This is a genomic window from Fructobacillus pseudoficulneus, assembly GCF_900108455.1.
Lineage (GTDB): Bacteria > Bacillota > Bacilli > Lactobacillales > Lactobacillaceae > Fructobacillus > Fructobacillus pseudoficulneus.
In genome coordinates, this window is record NZ_FNWS01000002.1 from 178,633 (window position 1) to 198,169 (window position 19,537).

At 46.1% G+C, this 19,537-nt stretch carries 18 protein-coding genes and 1 tRNA gene; 4 read left to right on the plus strand and 15 right to left on the minus strand.

Annotated elements, in window-relative coordinates:
• The first annotated feature begins 118 nt into the window (after positions 1-118).
• Both BLW39_RS02875 and BLW39_RS02880 read left to right on the plus strand, forming a co-directional pair.
• Positions 119-202 (plus strand) — tRNA-Leu (locus BLW39_RS02875).
• A gap of 139 nt (positions 203-341) precedes the next feature.
• Positions 342-1,139: a sulfite exporter TauE/SafE family protein gene (locus BLW39_RS02880; protein ID WP_059377293.1), complete on the plus strand. Its 798-nt coding sequence runs from the start codon at positions 342-344 to the stop codon at positions 1,137-1,139.
• A gap of 107 nt (positions 1,140-1,246) precedes the next feature.
• On the opposite strand, the gene BLW39_RS02885 is transcribed toward BLW39_RS02880, so the two are convergent.
• Positions 1,247-2,236, minus strand: coding sequence for a phosphatase PAP2 family protein (locus BLW39_RS02885; protein ID WP_059377295.1), 990 nt, complete (start codon positions 2,234-2,236; stop codon positions 1,247-1,249).
• 144 nt (positions 2,237-2,380) lie between these two features.
• On the opposite strand from BLW39_RS02885, the gene BLW39_RS02890 reads away from it, so the two are divergent.
• Positions 2,381-3,031: an NAD(P)-dependent oxidoreductase gene (locus tag BLW39_RS02890; RefSeq protein WP_059377298.1), complete on the plus strand. Its 651-nt coding sequence runs from the start codon at positions 2,381-2,383 to the stop codon at positions 3,029-3,031.
• A 65-nt stretch (positions 3,032-3,096) separates the two neighbouring features.
• On the opposite strand, the gene asp3 is transcribed toward BLW39_RS02890, so the two are convergent.
• From asp3 to BLW39_RS02925, 7 genes are all read right to left on the minus strand, one after another.
• Positions 3,097-4,539, minus strand: a complete 1,443-nt coding sequence (asp3, locus tag BLW39_RS02895; protein WP_059377301.1) for an accessory Sec system protein Asp3 — start codon at positions 4,537-4,539, stop codon at positions 3,097-3,099.
• Positions 4,539-6,077 (minus strand): accessory Sec system protein Asp2, encoded by a 1,539-nt coding sequence (gene asp2 / locus BLW39_RS02900; RefSeq protein ID WP_059377310.1) that lies wholly within the window; start codon positions 6,075-6,077, stop codon positions 4,539-4,541. Before asp2 ends, asp3 begins: the two co-directional genes overlap by 1 nt.
• Positions 6,078-6,126: 49 nt before the next feature.
• Positions 6,127-7,566: an accessory Sec system glycosyltransferase Asp1 gene (asp1, locus tag BLW39_RS02905; protein ID WP_059377318.1), complete on the minus strand. Its 1,440-nt coding sequence runs from the start codon at positions 7,564-7,566 to the stop codon at positions 6,127-6,129.
• 24 nt (positions 7,567-7,590) lie between these two features.
• Positions 7,591-8,427, minus strand: coding sequence for a hypothetical protein (locus tag BLW39_RS02910; RefSeq protein ID WP_059377324.1), 837 nt, complete (start codon positions 8,425-8,427; stop codon positions 7,591-7,593).
• Positions 8,412-9,875, minus strand: coding sequence for a glycosyltransferase (locus BLW39_RS02915; protein ID WP_059377327.1), 1,464 nt, complete (start codon positions 9,873-9,875; stop codon positions 8,412-8,414). The genes BLW39_RS02910 and BLW39_RS02915 overlap by 16 nt, the downstream gene beginning before the upstream one ends.
• Positions 9,876-9,958: 83 nt before the next feature.
• Positions 9,959-10,948, minus strand: coding sequence for a phosphate acetyltransferase (gene pta / locus BLW39_RS02920; protein ID WP_059377329.1), 990 nt, complete (start codon positions 10,946-10,948; stop codon positions 9,959-9,961).
• 66 nt (positions 10,949-11,014) lie between these two features.
• The gene (locus BLW39_RS02925) at positions 11,015-11,689 is read right to left on the minus strand and encodes a uracil-DNA glycosylase (protein ID WP_082138823.1); all 675 of its coding nucleotides are present in this window, start codon (positions 11,687-11,689) and stop codon (positions 11,015-11,017) included.
• A 101-nt stretch (positions 11,690-11,790) separates the two neighbouring features.
• Here BLW39_RS02925 and BLW39_RS02930 point away from each other — a divergent pair, with 101 nt between their 5' ends.
• Positions 11,791-12,525 carry a hypothetical protein gene (locus BLW39_RS02930; protein WP_059377330.1) on the plus strand — a complete coding sequence of 245 codons (735 nt, stop codon included), beginning with the start codon at positions 11,791-11,793 and terminating at the stop codon, positions 12,523-12,525.
• A 42-nt stretch (positions 12,526-12,567) separates the two neighbouring features.
• On the opposite strand, the gene cls is transcribed toward BLW39_RS02930, so the two are convergent.
• The 7 genes from cls to rpsP all read right to left on the minus strand — a co-directional run bounded on the left by cls (position 12,568) and on the right by rpsP (position 19,534).
• On the minus strand, positions 12,568-14,034 hold the full coding sequence (cls, locus tag BLW39_RS02935; protein ID WP_059377334.1) for a cardiolipin synthase: 1,467 nt from the start codon (positions 14,032-14,034) through the stop codon (positions 12,568-12,570).
• Positions 14,035-14,084: 50 nt separating this feature from the next.
• Positions 14,085-14,618 carry an adenine phosphoribosyltransferase gene (locus BLW39_RS02940; RefSeq protein ID WP_059377337.1) on the minus strand — a complete coding sequence of 178 codons (534 nt, stop codon included), beginning with the start codon at positions 14,616-14,618 and terminating at the stop codon, positions 14,085-14,087.
• 22 nt (positions 14,619-14,640) lie between these two features.
• Positions 14,641-16,716 (minus strand): single-stranded-DNA-specific exonuclease RecJ, encoded by a 2,076-nt coding sequence (gene recJ / locus BLW39_RS02945; RefSeq protein ID WP_059377347.1) that lies wholly within the window; start codon positions 16,714-16,716, stop codon positions 14,641-14,643.
• The gene (gene rnz, locus BLW39_RS02950) at positions 16,703-17,659 is read right to left on the minus strand and encodes a ribonuclease Z (protein ID WP_059377353.1); all 957 of its coding nucleotides are present in this window, start codon (positions 17,657-17,659) and stop codon (positions 16,703-16,705) included. The genes recJ and rnz overlap by 14 nt, the downstream gene beginning before the upstream one ends.
• Positions 17,660-17,693: 34 nt before the next feature.
• The gene (gene trmD / locus BLW39_RS02955) at positions 17,694-18,443 is read right to left on the minus strand and encodes a tRNA (guanosine(37)-N1)-methyltransferase TrmD (RefSeq protein WP_059377362.1); all 750 of its coding nucleotides are present in this window, start codon (positions 18,441-18,443) and stop codon (positions 17,694-17,696) included.
• On the minus strand, positions 18,433-18,960 hold the full coding sequence (gene rimM / locus BLW39_RS02960; RefSeq protein ID WP_059377370.1) for a ribosome maturation factor RimM: 528 nt from the start codon (positions 18,958-18,960) through the stop codon (positions 18,433-18,435). Before rimM ends, trmD begins: the two co-directional genes overlap by 11 nt.
• 100 nt (positions 18,961-19,060) lie before the next feature.
• A complete protein-coding gene (gene rpsP / locus BLW39_RS02965; protein ID WP_059377379.1) occupies positions 19,061-19,534 on the minus strand; it encodes a 30S ribosomal protein S16 in 474 nt (157 codons plus the stop codon).
• Positions 19,535-19,537 lie beyond the last annotated feature (3 nt).

Consider the following 19,537-nt stretch of genomic DNA (forward strand, 5'->3'; position numbering starts at 1 on the left):
GTCCCCAGTATTTGCGGGTCTAATTTTCTTCAATCTAAGCCCCATTTTTACGAAAATTACAATGAAAGTCAAGACTTGTAATTCCACTTTATTAAAGGTATACTAATTTTTGTTTGTTGCCGACGTGGCGGAACTGGCAGACGCGTATCGTTCAGGTCGATATGGTGATTTCACCGTGCAGGTTCGATTCCTGTCGTCGGCATCTAAGCCAATTTTTTCAAAACACGTAGAAGCTACTGTAGACACTAACCAAGTGTCGCAGTAGCTTTTATTTTTTCTTTGAAATTTATCAAGAAATTTACTGTTTTACAACGCATTCAATGGGAGGAATTTACTACCTTATGTCATCACACTATTTACAGGCCATTTTAATCCTTTTGCCAATGGGTATCTTAGCTGGGATTGTTAGTACCACTGCTGGCCTTGCTTCACTTGTTTCTTACCCAGCTCTTTTAGCGGTTGGAATTCCACCCGTATTTGCCAACGTGACCAACACAGCCGCCTTGGTCATGACCGGAATCGGTTCAATTTTTTCATCAAAAAAGGAATTGGGCAACCATAAGAAGGAACTTTTCCAAATTTTGCCCTTAACAGTCCTTGGAAGTATCCTGGGCGCCTGGCTATTGCTGTCACAGCCCGCTTCCACATTTGCCAAAGTTGTGCCCTTCTTCGTTTTGATGGCCGGCTTACTATTAATGTCACAGATCAGCAAATCAAAGAATAATCCACTGAACTTGACCCGTGACGAATCAATGGAAAACGACGCCCACTCTCCTGCCTATAAGGTTTTAATTACCATTGCGATTACCTTAGTCGGCATGTACTGCGGCTACTTTGGTGCCGCCGGTGGTGTCATGTTGTTGGCCATTTTGTCAGCAACAACAACGATGCATTTTTCATCTTATAATGCCGTCAAGAACGTCTCACTGGGTGCTTCCAATTTGATTGCGACCTTAATTTATGCCTTTACCGCCCACATTTACTGGGGGATGGTGATTCCACTTGGAATTGGGCTCTTTATTGGTGGCTACATTGGCCCACAAATCGTCCGTGTGATTCCAGAAAAGATTTTAAAGATTATCGTTAGTATTTTGGCCATTCTTTTGGCCGTTGACCTTTTCGTTAAGGCTTACTATTAAACAAAAGCAGCACAGCTGTGCTGCTTTTTCTTTGTCCTAAAAAAGGCCCACTGTCGTCATTTCAGTGGGCCTTTGACTATTCAATTGTTAGATGGTTGCGCTAAGTCTTAGTGACGCAGTTGGTGGTCTGCTTCGACATAGTGCGCTTGAAGTAAGCGACTAGCAAAGAAAATAATCAAACCAACAATCAAACTTGATGCAGTCACATCACTCAACCAGTGTGCGCCTATTCGAACGCGGCTCAAACCGGTCAAAATTCCCATGGCAATCCCAAAGATTGTCATTGCCTTTTGCCGGCTGATATTTTTCCGCGGTACTAAAAAGGCTAAGTATAAGAATAACCAACCAGACATCGTATGCCCTGATGGGAATGAAGTATGGTGGTTATTACCGTTCAAATGATACCAAGGTGTAAATTGGCTCATTGCTTCTCCATGAACGGTCGTCATTTCATAAGGGCGAAAGCGGCCCCAAATTGTTTTCATATCATCGATTGTGGTGGTGGCAACGTAGACCACTGCAACACCAATCAATGCTGCTTTTAACAGATAAGTTAACTCTTGATCGTCTTGATGACTAATCCAGACCTTAAAGGCAATCGAGAGTAAAAATGTTAAGGCAATTGCAAATGCCCAACGCAATGAATCCGGATACTGACCAGCCGCAGCGGCTTTGGTAACGAATCCCATCGCTTTATCATGATTCACATTGTAAATCATGGTAGCGGTCCGGGTAAACATGTCTTGCAAGACCACCAGCATTTGATTAAAGGCAAAGGCCAACAATCCAGTTGTCATAGCGTAGCGAGTTAAATTACCTGAAACCCGCTCCCAGCTAATCCAAGCCAGAATTTCAAATACGGCAAACAAAACAATGTTTGGACCCTGATTAGCGTAATTCTGGAACAGATTTCCGAAAAACGAATTCTGATCCATGAAAGTACGCGAGACGTCCTTATCAAAGAACGTAGCAAACAACAAAACGGCAAACCCAATAATTAAGAAAGTTGTGAGTGTTTTTTTCTCTCCTGTGGTTGTGACGAAACTACTTGAATCTTGAAAACCTGTCCCCTCAGTGGCACGTTTTTCCATCGACATCAGCAATTTTTCCTTCCTTTCTGTTGATGCCTACATTTTAATCCGTCTAACCAAATTTCACAATTACTTTTTATAAATTATGCTATAATTTATTTGTACTTTTTAAAAATACATTATCCAAAATTCACTAAAGGGAGAAACAACATGAAAGTATTAGTAATTGGTGCCAGCGGAATGGCTGGCTCAGCAATCGTCAAATCTGCCCTAGCCGCCGGTGACCAAGTTACTGCAAACGGCCGCTCTCAAGAAAAACTGGCTGACTTGCAAAAGAGTTTTCCTGAAATTGACATCTTGGCCAAGGACGCATTTGCTCTGACAAAAGAGGAATTGCTAAACTTTGATGTCGTTGTCGATGCCTTTTCTGCCCCAACAAAGTCCTACTTACAAATTGACCTCGCTGCTCACTTGGTTCACCTTGTTCGTGAGGAACAAAGCCCAAGACTTGCTTTTGTTCTTGGTGCCGGTTCCCTACATACCGGATCAGACCAGCATTTGGTCGTTGATGACTTGGCTAAGGCACCGAATGCCGAATCATGGATTGAAATTCCTGAAAGCCAACTCTACGAATTAGAATACTTGCGCCACGTTAAAAACGTTTCATGGTTTGGCCTCTCCCCTTCCCAAGAATTTGTAGCCGGTGATGCTGACCCAGAACCATTAGTTGGCCAGGAAACGTTACTTGTGAACGCGGAAGGCAAATCATTTACCACTTCAGGCACGTTGGCAAATGCCTTAGTAGCTGAATACCATCACCCAGAACATCTAAACCAACGGTTTACGGTTGCCAACCATTAATCAAAAGCAATCATGCTACTAAAAAAGGTACTCAAATTGAGTACCTTTTTTGCGTGCAAATATTTTCAGCCCTTCTTACGAGTAAAGAATTCCTGAATTTTTTCACCACGACTTTCATCGTCTTCATCGGGAAGCTCTTCTGCCGCCGCGAATTGTCTTGGCTTATCAGCCCGACGTAACCGTGGCATGTCAGCGCTTTCGCTTTCAGTCTGAACCACAGGTGACGCTTCCAGTTGTTCATCAAAAACGGGCTCTTGTTGTGCAGTTGAATTAGCAGCCTGGCTGTCCGCTTCAACTTGCACAGGAGCATCCCAGACGGGTTGCACTGGTTTTGATTGTTCCACCGGTTGAGCAGGAATTGAGGGCTGAGCCAGCTCAGTCTTGGTTGGCTCTGCTTGAGCCGCTGGTTCTACCGGCTGAACCGTTGATTGCTGTCCCTTAGTCTTCTTCCGCTTCTTTTCCTGCTTGAGTCGTTTCTTTTTAGCCTTGATTCGCTCAGCCTTTTCTTCTTTAGTTTCCGGCCACTCAGGATAGCTCAACTGCTTCAAAAGCTGAACTTGTGGTAACGGCACCAAGATTGGACTGGTATTCTTCGCCAATTTTTGACTAACCAAAAAGCCATCATCCGGGCTCAGACTATGATCGATTTTTTCTGGCAATGAGGCAATAAAGTCTGCTAAACCGCTTGACCGTCGCTCAAAGCCAGCCGGTAGTTCCAGCTGGTTGGGGTCCGGTATCATCGCCTTAGACCCCTTCACCGCCTGCCGATATTGCAAGGCCGCCATCGCTGAAATTAAGCCATAGCCAACGAACTCAACGTTCTTTGCCTTAGCCGCTTTCTTGGCTTGGGCAATGATTTCCAAGACACCCTGATCATAAAAGTCCTGACAGTGAACTAAATCAGTTGCCAAATACAAAACGGCTTGGGGAGACTCTTTAACAACTGAAATGGGATAGTTTGTCCGTTCCAGTTCAGGCTCTGCTAAAATCACCCGCAGTGTCTTACTAACAATCTTCTCTGGCAAATCAAGGTAAGCACCGAGGTGGTCAGTTACCAACTGATCATTGTCATGAAGCCAACCCGCTACCTTTTCCGCTACAGTAACCTCATAAAAGGTAAAGTCACCGGTTCCAGCCGACATCAGGTCCAAACGGTAGTGATCATATTGATCCGGCACCCGTAAGTCCAGCCGGTCCGTATTTTGGTACTGACTGGCAATTACCTGATTTTCGCTGTTATAAAAAGTCCAGTTTAAATACGCATGCATCCGTCGGGAGTTTTTCACCCGCCGGGTTGCCTGATAAATTTGACCCGGACGTAAACGGGGCAAATCCGAAATTGCCTTGCCTTCAAAGTAATTAGCGGAGTCCGTCCAAGTCGCAATCACCTGTCCCGAAGGAAGGAAGTGGTTGGTATAGTGCACTTCATCTTCCCGCAGAAAATCGATAACCGCCCCTTGCAGTTCCTTTAACGTGGTTTGTGGTTGCCAATAAATTTGATATTGCATTAATTCCACTCCCCTCGTTGAATTTTCCTAGCTTGTTGTTTAATTTCAGTTGACAGGAAGTTGATCATTTCGTCAACCTTTTCCTCGTGCAGTCCTGCTTGACGAAGACGGTGGACGTTGACATGGTGGTCATCCAAATACGCCAACAACTCGCCCAGCGACTGACCATCGTAATGGTCTTGATCCATGGTAAAGAGCGAAACCGCTGCATTTGTCCAAGAAATCTGGTCAAGCATCGGCCACAGCTTACCATCGAGTTGCTTGGTAGCGGCTAAGTCCAACCGGCCCGTTAGGATATAGCGGACGTCAAGCGGCCAATCATAGTTTTGGCCACGGTGAGCAAATTCACCCTGAGCAGTAAAAGTCCCCAAATTAATAATTGGTTTAGCCAAAACCAGATGGCTGGCCCCAATTTTACCAGCATAGTACATCGCTGGATATGAACCCATCGAATAGCCGACAAAGATTACCTCATTTTTTTCAAGACCCAAGTCCTGCCGTGCCTGCTCAATTTTTTTAGTTACCAAAGCCTCATAGTCTTCGTTACCGACCATAAAGGCCCCCCCTTGGGCCCGGGGATCCGTAAATAAGAGACGAGGATAGCCAATATCTGCTAACGGCCCCATCATCTCAAAGCCCTCAACGTGCAACCGGGTCCCGGCAAACAACACTACTAACGGTCCTTTTTTGCCACCACGATTGAAATAAGACAAGACTTCTTGACCATCTTCGGTTAAGTCGCGTTGCCCGCCTGGCAAAAAGTAACCCAGGCCATGGCGCGACTTGCGTTGGTGGACGTTATGCATATCAAGTGTCCCATGACCCTTGGCTAGCACCAAAATCTGGTAATCCTGGTACTTGGCCGGCGCCTTAATGGCCGTTACTTGGTCAATCGACTTTCCCTGCAGCATCTGCATTTGCTGTAAATTACCATTATTGTAAAAGACAAAACAGAGGGCCACTTCCGCCTGTTCACTTCTTTGGTAATCAAAATAAATCAAATTTTCCTGACCGGGAATAAAGTCACCCGGATAGGTCTTCAAGGTTCCAACCTGAACAAAGTCTTTGCCAAAGTCACCGGACAATTGAACAGAAAACCGGCCAGTTCGTTCCAAGTGCCAACCATAATTGGTCACGGGGACAAATTGGTCCTCTGAAAACCGAGTTGGGAAGCCCGCCTGACCTAAATAAAGGTCACGTAAAATTCGTTCCGAAACTTCGTCGGTCGTTTTTTCTTCAAAGTAAAAGGCACCACGCTGTTGCAAAGCCTGCTGTAATTCTGGATTAAAGTTTTGCAAATCACCCAGGTAAATCACCCGATACATCGGCCAATCCTGAACTTGACGGGCAATCACCAATGAATCGATGACTGGGTCAGTCAATAAGACATAAGTGTAGGCCAAAAAACTCGGGTCTTGTTGCCGAGCTAAAAGAACTGGTAAATCCAAACTCGTTGTGTAATGCCAGTCTAGGGCATCCGTTTGGATTTGATCAGTCCAATCCGTTCCTCCAATTTGTAAAATTGACAGATGGGCCATCGCGGTCCTCCTTTAAAATCCATTCCATCCAAAGCTGGTCAATCTCAGCCTAAATGTTCTGCAAAGCTGCCAGCCAGCGTTGACTTAACTTATCTTTGGTAAAGTCTAATTGCAAGTCGAGGAGCTTTTGCTGGCTCATTTGCCAGTTTTCCTGATTCAAGAGCCACTCTAAACGATCGACCAGGTCCTTCGTACTTTGAATCTGCTGTGCATCTCCCAACTGGTAGGCCGTTTTCACCTTCGTTAACATTGGAACCGCATGGGCCAAAGCCTGCGCGTGCAAAGAAAGATCGACCTGATCAGCCAAATCTAACACCACTGCGGCGGTATCCAAGTAGGCGTGCTGTTGCTGGCTATTTTGCCAATCAATTAAGACAAACTGGCTAGCCAGGACTTCCTGACGTTCTTCTGAAAGGTCACCAACTTGCTTGATTAAGTCGAGTTTGTCGGCCAATAACTGCTGGAAACCAACCTGCCACATATCGTTTTCAACCACCAGGGTAAACTGCGGGTTCTTCATGGCAATTTCAAAGAGAGCGGTAAAAATATGGTTGGCATAGTCAGCAGACATCAAGCCCAGCCGCCAATAACAAACAAATTGCCCCTTTGGCTGTGATTTTTTTTGTGACAAATCAACTTCATAGGGTCCCAAAACCAGGTTCTTGCTAGCGAGATGTTGGTCATCTAAGCGATTTTGCCCGGAAACCGTGTCGAATTCTTCGATTTCCTTTCGACTAACCTCTTGGTTCAAATCGGCCCCAAAATTTGGATAGTCTAACACCAAGACTGGTTGGTGGCGTTGGATTTGCTCAGCAATCGCCAAATTATCCGCATTTGGTTCAACTAAGACCGTCTCGACTTCCTTAGCAGCCAGCAAATGTTCTACGACTAGGCCGCGAATTAATTCATTCATCGACGATAAGTTTTGTGTCGATCCGTCTGGCAACTGTGCTTCAACCAGGCCAGTCCGGTAATCTTGCTGTGCGACCACAAAACCACTTTGGCTAAGGTAGGCAATTTCGATCAATTGATTATCATCGTAAGTCAGGACCCGCGAAACAAAGCCACGGTCGTCAATGGTTAGCTGTTTGTAGGGCTTGCCGTGCTGTAAAAGATCAATTCGATCAATCATGTCAGCCGCCGGATATGTGAAGTAAACCGTGGCATAGTGCGTTAAATCAGCCAAGACAACAATCCGGTCATACATTCGGATAAATTGCGCCCCGGCCGGCCAAGTAAAGTCATCCAAACGAAGCGGCTTACAGTCAGTCAGCGTTACTTGCTGAAGGGCATCAAAGGCCGACCAGTATTGAATCTTTTCGATTTCAGCTTGGGCCAACCATGAGCGGAATTTCGGCAAGTACTCCGACAAAACCGCCAATACCTGTTCATCATTGCTTAAGAGCAGCTTCGTCAAGGCCAGGGTACTGTCAACCTGGTTTTTTGGATTTGAATTGTCATGCCATGTTGGCAATAATAATACGTTCAAAGTGCTCTCCTTTATGAACCGACATTACTCGTCAAGTTGGTCTACTTTATTGAGGGGTAAACCGGCAGATTCCAAAATAGCGTAGTCTGCTGGTCGTACCAAGACCTTGGTAATCACGTGATTTTTCTGCAACAGAACTTCTTTTAGTGCCGGAATGATTTCTTGTTGCTCATCTAAAACGCCAGTCGGCAAGACCAAAGTTGTCCCAGGAATCGCCAAATCAAATTCTCGGCCAAAGCGGCTAATCTGGATTTGATAATTCTTTTTCGCCATCATCACCGCTTTTAAATAGTTTTCCGCGGAAGGGTATTGCTGGCCGCGTTGGTCAATCACCAAGTTCCGCAATCCTTGAAAATAAAAATCTTGCACTAAGATTTTTTTGGCATCCAAATAAAAATCGGACTGTAACAGCTGACCGTTATGAAAATACTGTTTAGCAAAAAGCCGGCCATTACGCTGATAAATATCCTTGCGGTCAACCTGTCCAGCTGCCGTCAGCCAAGTGACAGCCTGCACCAGGCGATTCGAATTGGCAAACCAGCGCACATCGGCTAGGACCCGGCCAGATGAAACAATACTTTTGGACCAATCTTGGTTCACAACTAGCTGCGCTTGGTTAGGCACCGGCAGGTCATAAAACCAGAGGCCCTCGCCATCGACTTGCTCTGCTAGGTAGGTTTGACTATACAAGTCATAAACCTGGTGTAACTCGAGCCCCAAATCAATGGCAATTTGGCAGGCATCCTCGTGGGGGCTAGCCAACCAGAGTTCATCTAGGTTGCCCGTCCGCACCTGCTCAATTTGCCAAGCAACGGCTGAATCAGTTTGTTCATCAAATGTATTGATTAATCCAACGCGCATGCAAGCCTCTTTTCCAAATCCACCCAGGCGGACTCGATTCGATCCAATTGATAATTTTCAGCCACCTGGACAGCACCGGCAGACAAGGCATCATAGCCCGTAAAACAAGCTAAAATTGCGGCTGACAAATTGTTCACGTTTTGTTCACGACTCGCATCGTCAACAGCAAAATCAGCTAAATGGCCGTCCTGACCACTAGTGACCAATTCCTTTGCACCAAAGTCATTGGCATAAGAAGCAATCGGTAAGGCCACCGATAAGGCCTCTAAATAGGTCAAACCAAATCCTTCCGAATAGGAGGCGGAGACAAAGACGTCATAGGGACGGATGTCCTTGGTTACCTGTTGCGACAACCCGGCCAGCTTTACTCGGCTAGCCAAACCTGCATCCTTTGCCTGTTGAACTAACTTGTCCTTTTCGGCCCCGGCACCATAAATGGTTAAGATCACATCATGTCCCTGTCCAACTAAAATTTTCACGGCATCAATCATTTGATCCAAATGCTTTTCTTGGTGTAAGCGCGAAGCCGTCACCAGGCGCATTTGACCGCCTGTCCATTGCTTAGCCGGCGCTACCGTCGTCACCCCACCGACCGGAATTACCACGATTTTATCGATGTTCGCCGCCTTGGTATAACCTTGTAGGTCACGGTGCATGGCCTCTTTTTGGGCCTTGGTGGCAACCACCAGCGCATCATACTGGTCCAAATGATCCAGTGAATACTGGTAAAAGTTATTAAACAGCGGATGCCCACCTAAATTTTCAACGAAATGGTTGGCATGAACCATACCAACAATCTTTTGCTGACTACCACTTTTCTTTGCCCTAACCAAGGCTTCGTCGTAAAACGTGCCACGGTCAATAAAATAGGTACTTTGACCAAAGTGCTTGTCGAGTTGGGCCAGGAAGAAGGATACTAACTTTTCAAATGTCTGGAAAAAATAATTTTCGCCTCGGAAATTTTCCAGCAAAATATTTTGCATGACCTTAACACCAGGTCCTGGTCGATAAGACCAAGTCACACGATGGTCCCCCTGCACGAGTTCCACCTGGGCATCATCGACAATATAGATTTGGTCTTTTTCACTGTAAAGCTTATCCTTCAACCGCCGAATAGTATAACCGCCGGTTGCTTTCTCCGTGACAATTCGCTGCGTGTTCGTCTGATCCGTTAAAACTCGGCTCGAAAACGTTCTCAATTGCTTGGACGAACTACCATTTTCCAGGTAGGCGGTCGGGTCATCCGCTAGCAAAAAGTCATAGAGGCCGATAACCTCTGCCTCTTTTAAGCCCCACTCCCGCAAATGGGTATGTAATTCCGGCAGCAAGTCAGAAAAGACTAATTTGAAGGGCATTTTCTTGGCGGAAAAACACTGCGCCCGGTAAAATTCGGCATGTTCAACACCCGAATTGCCGTGGCCAATTCCTTGATTTAAGAAAAAGTTCATCCATCCCCCTCGCTTTCTGGCTCCCACCGAATTTTGAAACTAAAGAAAAAGTTAACCAATCACTTGGCTAACCTGACTAAGAATTACCGTTGTGCCAGTGCTTGGGCAGCTGTGATAATCGCTACCTTGACGACATCATCCTTGGAAGCTCCCCGTGACAAATCAGAAACAGGCTTGGCCAATCCTTGCAAGATTGGACCAATCGCTTCAAAGCCACCCAAACGTTGAGCAATCTTGTAACCAATGTTACCTGCTTCCAAACTTGGGAAGACAAAGACGTTTGCTTGACCAGCCACCGCTGAGTCGGGTGCCTTTGCTTGAGCAACCCGTTCAACAACAGCCGCATCAAATTGTAAGTCACCATCAATCTTGTCGGCCAATTCCGGTGCGAGTTCTTTAGCTAACTTCGTTGCTTGAACCACTTTGTCAACTTGCTCAGCCTTAGCCGAACCCTTAGTTGAAAATGAAAGCATCGCCATCTTTGGATCAATGCCAAAGACCTTCGCAGTCCGTGCGGATTGAACGGCGATTTGAGCCATTGTTTCGGCATCAATGTCAATATTAATGGCACAATCAGCAAATACAAAACGTTGGTCGCCCTTTTGCATAATAAAGGCCCCTGAAATCCGGCGTGAGCCTGGAGCAGTCTTAATCAATTGCAAAGCCGGACGAACCGTATCACCCGTTGGGTGACTAGCACCAGAAACCATTCCGTCCGCATCGCCAAGCTGAACTAGCATCGTCCCAAAGTAATTGACGTCTTTAAGCCACTTGTAAGCTGTCTTTTCGTCCGTCTTACCATTACGGCGCTCAACAATTGCTTGAGCCATCCGTTCCTTTTGGCTATCTGCCACCAAGGCCAAATCAATGATTTCGATTTGGTCCAAAGTCAAATCACGTTCTTTAGCAACCGCTTGGATGGCACTTGTATCACCCAAAACAATCGGATGAACAAGACCTTCTGCCGCTAATTCTACCGCCGCACGCAAAACCCGGCTATCTTCGCCTTCTGGAAAAACCAATCGAAGATTTTGACCCTTAATTTGTTCTTTAAACTGATCGAAAAGTGACATTTCTCTGCTCCCTTTTTACTAAGCAATCTTTTTCTAAAGTATATCAAAAAAATAGTCTTCTTTGCCCTATTTTAACCAGTCAATCGCCCCTTCTTCATGCTTTTTTAAGAATTGGTTTACCTGGGAAAATGGTTTGGACCCAAAGAAGCCGCGATAGGCTGCTAAAGGGCTTGGATGTGGTGCCTTCAGCACTAGATTATTAGTTTGATCAATCAACTTTTCCTTTGACTGAGCCGGCTTGCCCCAAAGGACAAAGACCACCGGCTGATTGCTGGCGCTGGCTGCTCGAATAATCGCATCCGTTAGCGGCTCCCAAATCTGTTTTTGATGGCTGTTGGCTTGATTTTCGACAACCGTTAAAACAGTGTTTAGGAGCAAGACCCCCTGGTCAGCCCAACTAGTTAGGCCATGGTGACTGCGTTCTTGACCCAGGTCTGCCGCTAATTCTTGCAGGATATTGCGTAAGGATGGTGGCATTTTTTGATCGTCTGGCACTGAAAATGCCAACCCCTGAGCCTGGTGCGGCTGATGATAGGGGTCTTGCCCCAAAATCACCACCTTCGTCTGGGCCAGCGGCGTCGTTTTTAAAGCAAAAAAGACGCGGTCACGGTCAGGGTGAATCACCTGGTCCGAGGAGTAGACCTTGTCCAAGAATTGTTGCACCAAAGTCGGATAATCATTTGGTAAGTACTGAGCCAATTGCTTGTCCCAATCAGTATTCGTCAGGTGAAAGTCGGCCATGGTATACTACTCCTCAGAAATCTCTTTAATATTAATGTACCAAAGCAAAAACCGGTGTCAAAGACTTTCACACCGGTTTTAACCTTTCTTAAGGACTTCGCATGATCACTAGGGAAAAAATCACTGAATTAACAGAAAAATATCAAAACCGTCCCGAAGCATTAGCTAAAATTGAGGCGGTTTCAGCAACCTTGACTGCACTTGACCATCACCAATTACCACAGCAGCCACTACCACCCTTGCCCTACTCCTATCAAGCCCTACGGCGCCAACCAGCTCTCTTGCCGCTTGATGACGTACTTGCCGACTTGCGCTCATCCTTAATCGAGCAATATGGACTCTGGTTTTTGCCAAATCAGGCTTGGCTCAATGACCTTAGTCGCTGGCTGAATCACCGCCCGCTCATTGAACTCATGGCCGGCAATGCGGCCATTAGCGCCGGTCTACAAGGACTAGGTGAGACCGTCCTGGCCGTCGATACCTTTGATTGGCTCGGCCAAGATAATGAGCGGCCAGCCCCCTGGACCCAGGTCATTCAAGACGATGCCCAAACGGCGGTTCAAAAAGCCATTCAGCGTCGATCCCCTTTTGACTTTGAAAACGACCCAGTTTTTCTGCTCTCCTGGGCACCCGATACCACCGAAGACGATTGGCGTCTGTTAACCTATCTTCGGCAGCATTTGCCAGATTTCACCCTCGTAGTTATCGGAGAAAAAGATGGCGCTACTAACTCCAAAAAGTTTTGGCAGGAAGCCAAGCTGGACCGGCCAAAGGCTTTAAATCAGCACTACCAGCCCTTTGATACCATTCAGGATGCTGTCTATTTGGCTCATTAATTCTAAACAAAAAAGGGAAGGGAAATCCCTTCCCTTTTTTATTTATAAGATTGGCGCCAATAGGCGCGCCACATACTGCTTAAAGGTCAACCACCGGCCCTGCTCAGCAAAGCTAGCTGGTGTCTGCAAAGTCGACAATTTCAAGTCATCTTGATAATGCTTGGCTAACTCTTTGGCCACCTTTGAATCGTACATAAAGGCATTAATTTCAAAATTCAGCTTAAACGAACGAAAATCAAAGTTAGCAGAACCAACCGAAGCCAAGTGGTCATCCACCACTACCGTCTTCGCATGTAAGAAACCATTCTGGTAGTAATAGACCTTGACCCCATATTCAGCCAATTGGGATGCATAATATTGGGTGGCCCGATAAACAAACATATGGTCTGGCATACAAGGAACCATAATCCGAACATCAACTCCCGAATTAGCCGCAATTCGCAAGGCATCGAAAGTCGAATCATCCGGAATCAGGTATGGTGTCTGAATCCAGCAGCGCTTTTTAGCCAGCTGAATCAAACGAATGTAGCCCATCTTAATTTGCTCATCATCATTTTCGGGACCAGAGGTAACAATTTGTAAGTTCGTCCGCCCCTGATTTTCAGCCACTAGTGCCGGGAAATACCGGTCGGCCGTTACCTGCATTGGGTGCTTGGGGTCTGAAGCGTTCCAGTCCAACAAGAAGTGTTCCTGCAAATAATAAACACCCGAACCAGTCAACCGCAAATGGGTATCACGCCAGTGACCAAACTTTTTGTGCCGACCAAGGTACTGGTCACCAATATTAAATCCACCGACGTAGCCAATTTGGCCATCAATCACCACAATCTTGCGGTGATCACGGAAGTTCAACTGAAAATCAATCAGGGTGAACCGTCGCTTCAAGAATGGTGCGGCATAGCCACCAGCTTGCCGTAGCGGCTTAAAAAAGCTTTTGAGGGTTCCAAACGAGCCCAAGGCATCATAGACAACATGGACCTCGACACCCGCTTGTGCCCGTTCCACCAAAATGTCGCGGATTTCATGCCCGATTTCGTCACTATAAAAAGTATAAAATTCCAGGTTAATACTTTTCTGAGCGGCTCGTAAGTCGGTCTTAAGTTGTTCAAAGAAAGCCTGACCGCTGGTTAAAATCTGTACCTGATTAGACGTTGCCAAAGAAGTTTGATTCAAATTTTGAAACAGGGTTACTAAAGACCGTGCCTGACGTAACGATGCTTCCGATTCATGACCTGATTTGACCTGCTGGCCAAAGGACTGATTAGCAGCTGTCATCAAGGCCTGAATCTTATCATTTATCGCCGTTGTATCTTGCCTTTGATAGGCAAACAACCGCCGTTGTGATAGCTTTCGACCGGCAAACGAATAGATAATAAAACCAAGGACCGGAATCAGCGTCAACACTAAAATCCAGGCCCAAGTCGCTGCGATATCTCTTGGTTCACGAAAAACCGTAATGAGCGCAAATATCGTGTTAATAATAAAAATAACCGCGAAGGTAATCAGCATCTCTCATCCTTTGCTTCATGGACCGGTATCAGGCTAAAATCCAATCACCCTTAGTATTCCATCAAGGCCACAAAGGGTACTTCACCGGCTTCCATGATCTTCTCTCGACCATGCAAATCTTCTAATTCGATAATAAAGGCTACTCCAGCGACGACGCCGCCAAGTTCTTCAACAATCTTACGAGTGGCGTTAATCGTACCACCAGTTGCCAATAAGTCATCAACAATCAAAACTCGTTGTCCTGGACGAATAGCATCCTTGTGGATTTCAAGTTCATTCACACCACCATACTCCAGGGTGTAAGAAGCAGAAACTGCTTCACGAGGCAACTTACCAGACTTACGTGCTGGCACAAAACCAATGCCTAAAGCATAGGCCAAAGGTGAACCAACGATAAAACCACGTGATTCAGGACCAGCAATTAAGTCCACATCTAAGTCCTTGGCAAAGTCGACAATTTGGTCAATGGCTTCCTTGTAAGCTTTACCATCCCCCATCAAAGGTGAGATATCGCGGAAGGAAACACCTGGTTCGGGATAATCTTCCACTGTGGCAACATAATCATGTAAATCAATTTTACTCATCATCTATCTTCCTCATGCCGGTCTATCCGGCGAAATACCGTTGGTAAGTAACTGAATCTTCCAAGGGCTTTTTACTTGTACTTGGCAAGCATAAAATTGTCCCTGCATTCATTTTAACAAAATGAAGGTCCAAAAAAACCTGAATCATTAATTTAAATTGCTTTTCTTGCATTGAAAGTTCGGATAATACGCTTTCAAGATGGCTAATCACGTCCAAATCTTGGTGTGAATACAAATATTTATACAAACGGGCAAAGTCGGCATTCGTCGTTTGACGAATCACAGCGGCTAAGGACATCCCCGACCGCGGCTGAATAGCCTGGGCCGCTTGCTCCAACTTATTGGTTGCTGAGGCAACTGCCTGACCAACCGCTGACTTTGGTTGAACCGCATTAAAAGCAACGTCTTCTAGCATTAGCTGCAAACGAGTTTTACCGGCAAAGGTATTGATACCAACCTTACCAGCCATCGTTGCTGATTGCTGTCCTTGCGCCTGCTTGACCAGGTCTGGCTGATTAAAGGCCAGAGCCTCGACCTGACCACGGCCACCAGCAAAGTTTAACTTCAAGTGCTGCTGGTCGGCCCCCATCGTTTGAACACCCTGTAAAGCAACGTCCTCCAGAGCCAAAATTGGCTGTGGGTTGCCTTCGCCAAAGGGTTCTAACTGGGATAATTGTTGGTAAAAACCAGGTGTAAGCATTTGCGGCTGTACCACCAAATTAATCTTCAACGGCTGGCTTTCAAAGGTGAGGTCGTGTGCCCCCTCCTTGACCAGCTCCATCACAGTGGCTAGTTCATCTGCTGCAATACCGACTCCAAGCGCGCCTGCATGACCACCAAAAGTGACATAATGTTCACTGAACTGAGCTAAAAAGGCGTGCAAATCAAAACCGGCATAGGACCGACCGGATCCCTTATAAATCCCATCCACTAGGGACAAGACCACCACTGGTTTATGAACCAAATCGACTAAGCGTGCCGCCACGATTCCTAAGATTCCTTGATGCCAGTTCTCACCTGCTACGAGCAAGACATTACTGTCGGCTAACGTTGAATCGAGTGCCTGCACCTTGGCCTCAGCCAAAACACTTTCCACCAAATCCCGACGCTCATCGTTTAGTTTTTCAACTTGCTTAGCCATTGCTTTAGCCGCTTCGGGATCTTTGGTCAAAAGTAGGTCTAAGCCTAACTGACCATCAGCCAAACGACCAATTGCATTTAACCGTGGCGCAATTTTAAAGCCAATCGTTTCAGCCAAAACCGGTTGGCCACTGCTATGCTTGGCACTCTTTAGCAATGCTTCTAGGCCAGGGCGAGGCTTTGTTTCAATTTCCTTTAGGCCCCAGGTCACAAAGGCCCGATTTTCATCGGTCAAAGGCATCACATCAGCGACTGCCCCCATCGCTACCAAGTCCAAAAATTCCGTTGGCAAATCCACTAGTGATTCGGCCGGCTGGCCATCTGCTAAGATTGCCTGAGCGACTTTGAAGGCGACTCCAGCACCTGAAAGACCCGCAAAGGGGTAGTTTCCTTCCGGATGTAGCGGATGAATAATGGCGTAGGCATTTGGTAATTCTGCCGGCAAAGCGTGATGGTCTGTGACCACAACGTCGACACCAGCGTCCATTGCCCAATTAATCGCTTCGTTACCACTCACCCCGTTGTCAACGGTAATAATCAAGGTGGCCCCAGTTTCTTGAATCAAGCGCTTATAGGTGGCAAGGTTTGGACCATAACCATCCGTAAAGCGATTAGGAATATAGGGGGTCACATCGGCGCCAAGTGAAAGCAGGGTTTCGACCATAATGGCAGTACTGGTAATCCCATCGACATCATAGTCGCCATAGACCAAAATTTTTTCACCGGTGAAGATTCCTTCTTGGATTCGTTCAACCGCAACATCCATTTGATAGAACTCGGCTGGGTCATGAATACTGGCAAAATCCGGGTGTAAAAAGGCTTCCGCTTTTTTAACACTATCCAGACCGTTTTGTACCAAAAAGCCAGCCGTCACTGGGTTTAAATTCAATTGTTTTTGTAATTGCTGGCTAATTGCTAAATCAGGTTGTTCCTGCAACTGCCAATTACTTGGAACCATGCTGCTCCTTCTTAAATGGGACATCAACAATATCAAAATCCCGGGCGACATAAGTATTTGGGAAAATATTCTTCACATCGGTAATAAAACGCTTCAACAGTGGGCCGATGTAGCGAGCCGAAATATGTGTCAACACCAGCCGTTGCACATTATTTTCCGCTGCAATCTTGGCCGCATCCCGCGACGTTGAGTGACCGTGGGCCCGAGCTAATTTAACTTCCTCACGGCTTTGACCATAAGTTGATTCATGAACTAAGACATCGGCATAGCGTGCGAGATCAGCTGTTTGATCATTTGGTAAAGTATCATAAATAAAGGTCACCACCCGACCTGGTTGGGCTGGGCCAAGGTAATCCTGGCCATTCACTACCCGACCGTCATCAAGTGTCACTGTTTCACCAGCCTTCAAGCGGCCATAAACTGGTCCGGCTGGAATTTCGTCTGCCCTGACTTTGTCGATCAGCAATTCACCTGGGTGGGCCTTTTCTTCGACCCGAAAGCCCCAGGCTTCAATCCGATGCTTCAATGGTGCTGCCACCACCTTAAAGGTTTCATCTTCAAAAATGGTCCCTGCTTCTAACTCAACAAAATGAACAGGATAAGTCAAATGCGTCTCAGAAACTCGTAAAGCCGCTGTGACAAAGGACTTCAATCCCTTGGGCCCGTAAATAGTCAAAGGCTCATTTTTATCCGCTCCCTGGAAGGACCGTGATGATAGCAGGCCTGGCAAACCAAAAATATGGTCACCATGCAAATGCGAAATAAAAATCTTTTCAATTTTTCGTGGACGAATTGTCGTCTGCAAAATTTGGTGTTGAGTCGCCTCACCAACATCAAACAACCAAACCGCATTGCGCTCGTCTAACAACTTCAAGGCAATGCTTGCCACATTACGAAATTTAGACGGTTGGCCCGAGCCGGTTCCTAAAAATTCCAGTTCCATCAACTTGTTCCTTCATTCCTGACGCTAAACCCCTTTAGGACTGGTCTTCTGCCAGTTCACTTTTAATATCATCGAGCAGGTCGCGTTCTTCATTTGTAAATTGCCGGTTCTCTAATAAGTCCGGCCGACGCAAATAAGTCTTCTTTAAAGCCTCTTTTAAGCGCCATTCTTTAATTTTGCCATGGTTACCTGAAGTCAGTACCTCAGGGACCGTCAAGCCGCGAAAATCGGCCGGACGAGTGTATTGTGGGTATTCCAGTAAGCCATCAGCAAAGGAGTCGCCCTCCGCCGATTCAGCGTTCCCTAAAACATTGGGAATAAAGCGCACCGTGGCATCAATCATGACCATTGAGGCTAGCTCGCCCCCGGTCAAGACATAATCACCAAGCGATAATTCTTCATCGACTAAGGTCTTAATCCGCTCATCATAGCCTTCGTAATGCCCGGCAATAAAGGTCAGGTGGTCATAGCCTGCTAACCGCTTAGCATCGTGATGATCAAACTTCTTACCAGCTGGATCCAATAAAATCACATGACCAGCACTTTGATCTGGACTAGCTTTTTTAACCGCCTCTAAGGCATCAAAAATTGGCTGTGGCGTTAAGAGCATCCCGGCACCACCACCAAAGGGATAATCATCAACGTTATTATGTTTGTTAGTCGTGTAATCACGAAAGTCTGTTACTGAAAAATCTAAATCGCCTCGATCAACTGCCTTACCGATAATCGATTGGCGCATTGGTGCAAACATGTCTGGGAACAAACTTAGTACATCAATTTTCATCGTCTAAGAGCCCTTCTAGCACATCAATCGTAATCACCTTATCAGCCACGTTGACTTCCTTGACCACGTCAGCAATCACTGGAATTAACCCTTCTTGGCCACTTGGACGTTTGATAATCCAAACATCATTAGCACCAGTGGTCATGATTTCCTTGACCTCACCAACAACAGCGCCTGCCAAGTCAACCACCTGACAACCGATGATTTCGTTGTAATAGTACTCACCCTCAGGTAATTCATCGCGGTCAGCTGAATCAACGTACAAGTCTTGCCCCTTAAAGATTTCGACTTGGTTGATGTTATCAACCCCTTCAAAGGTCAGTAACCACATGCCCTTATGGACACGAGACTTAGCAATCTTTTCCTGATGGTATTGACCATTATCGTTACGATAAAGTACTTGGCCCTTGGCAAAACGGTCTTCAGCAAAGTCCGTAATGGCCTTAACCTTCAGTTCACCCCGAATGCCGTGAGTATTGACAATTGTTCCAATTTTAAAATATTTTTCAGTATCCATACACTCTATTATAGCAAAGCTTAGCGCCTGTTTTGCCCCTCAAAAAGAAAAAACTACCAAATTTGTTTTGGTAGTTTTCAAGATTAAAACGTAATTTGTCTTAAACCAATTCCAACAAGTCAGCCTTCTTAGCTGATGATGGGTAGCTAATGCCTTGGGCGTCCAAGTATGCCTTGATTTCGGCAACCTTGTTCTTAGCTGTTGGCTTTTCAGAAGCAGCAGCAGCTTCTTCCTTCTTAGCAGCAGGCTTTGCCGCTGCCTTCTTGGCAGCTGGCTTTTTTGCCTTTGCAGGCTTTTCAGCTGCAGCAGCAGCCTTTTGTTCTGCATACTTAGCCATGATACCAGCCTTTGACAACAAGTTGCGAGCTGTATCTGATGGTTGTGCACCATTAGCCAACCAAGCCAAGATCTTTGCTTCGTCCAACTTTACTTCTGCTGGAACAGCGATTGGGTTATAAGTACCCACTGTTTCAATAAAACGACCGTCACGAGGTGAACGTGAGTCGGCGATAACAACGCGGTAGAATGGGCGCTTCTTAGCACCCATCCGCTTCAAGCGAATTTTAACTGCCATGTG

Bases quoted from the DNA above. Each gene is read 5' to 3' on its own strand.
- BLW39_RS02880 (WP_059377293.1), top strand. From the start codon at position 342: ATGTCATCACACTATTTACAGGCCATTTTAATCCTTTTGCCAATGGGT.
- BLW39_RS02885 (WP_059377295.1), bottom strand. From the start codon at position 2,236: ATGTCGATGGAAAAACGTGCCACTGAGGGGACAGGTTTTCAAGATTCA.
- BLW39_RS02890 (WP_059377298.1), top strand. From the start codon at position 2,381: ATGAAAGTATTAGTAATTGGTGCCAGCGGAATGGCTGGCTCAGCAATC.
- asp3 (WP_059377301.1), bottom strand. From the start codon at position 4,539: ATGCAATATCAAATTTATTGGCAACCACAAACCACGTTAAAGGAACTG.
- asp2 (WP_059377310.1), bottom strand. From the start codon at position 6,077: ATGGCCCATCTGTCAATTTTACAAATTGGAGGAACGGATTGGACTGAT.
- BLW39_RS02910 (WP_059377324.1), bottom strand. From the start codon at position 8,427: ATGCGCGTTGGATTAATCAATACATTTGATGAACAAACTGATTCAGCC.
- BLW39_RS02915 (WP_059377327.1), bottom strand. From the start codon at position 9,875: ATGAACTTTTTCTTAAATCAAGGAATTGGCCACGGCAATTCGGGTGTT.
- pta (WP_059377329.1), bottom strand. From the start codon at position 10,948: ATGTCACTTTTCGATCAGTTTAAAGAACAAATTAAGGGTCAAAATCTT.
- BLW39_RS02925 (WP_082138823.1), bottom strand. From the start codon at position 11,689: ATGGCCGACTTTCACCTGACGAATACTGATTGGGACAAGCAATTGGCT.
- BLW39_RS02930 (WP_059377330.1), top strand. From the start codon at position 11,791: ATGATCACTAGGGAAAAAATCACTGAATTAACAGAAAAATATCAAAAC.
- cls (WP_059377334.1), bottom strand. From the start codon at position 14,034: ATGCTGATTACCTTCGCGGTTATTTTTATTATTAACACGATATTTGCG.
- BLW39_RS02940 (WP_059377337.1), bottom strand. From the start codon at position 14,618: ATGAGTAAAATTGATTTACATGATTATGTTGCCACAGTGGAAGATTAT.
- recJ (WP_059377347.1), bottom strand. From the start codon at position 16,716: ATGGTTCCAAGTAATTGGCAGTTGCAGGAACAACCTGATTTAGCAATT.
- rnz (WP_059377353.1), bottom strand. From the start codon at position 17,659: ATGGAACTGGAATTTTTAGGAACCGGCTCGGGCCAACCGTCTAAATTT.
- trmD (WP_059377362.1), bottom strand. From the start codon at position 18,443: ATGAAAATTGATGTACTAAGTTTGTTCCCAGACATGTTTGCACCAATG.
- rimM (WP_059377370.1), bottom strand. From the start codon at position 18,960: ATGGATACTGAAAAATATTTTAAAATTGGAACAATTGTCAATACTCAC.
- rpsP (WP_059377379.1), bottom strand. From the start codon at position 19,534: ATGGCAGTTAAAATTCGCTTGAAGCGGATGGGTGCTAAGAAGCGCCCA.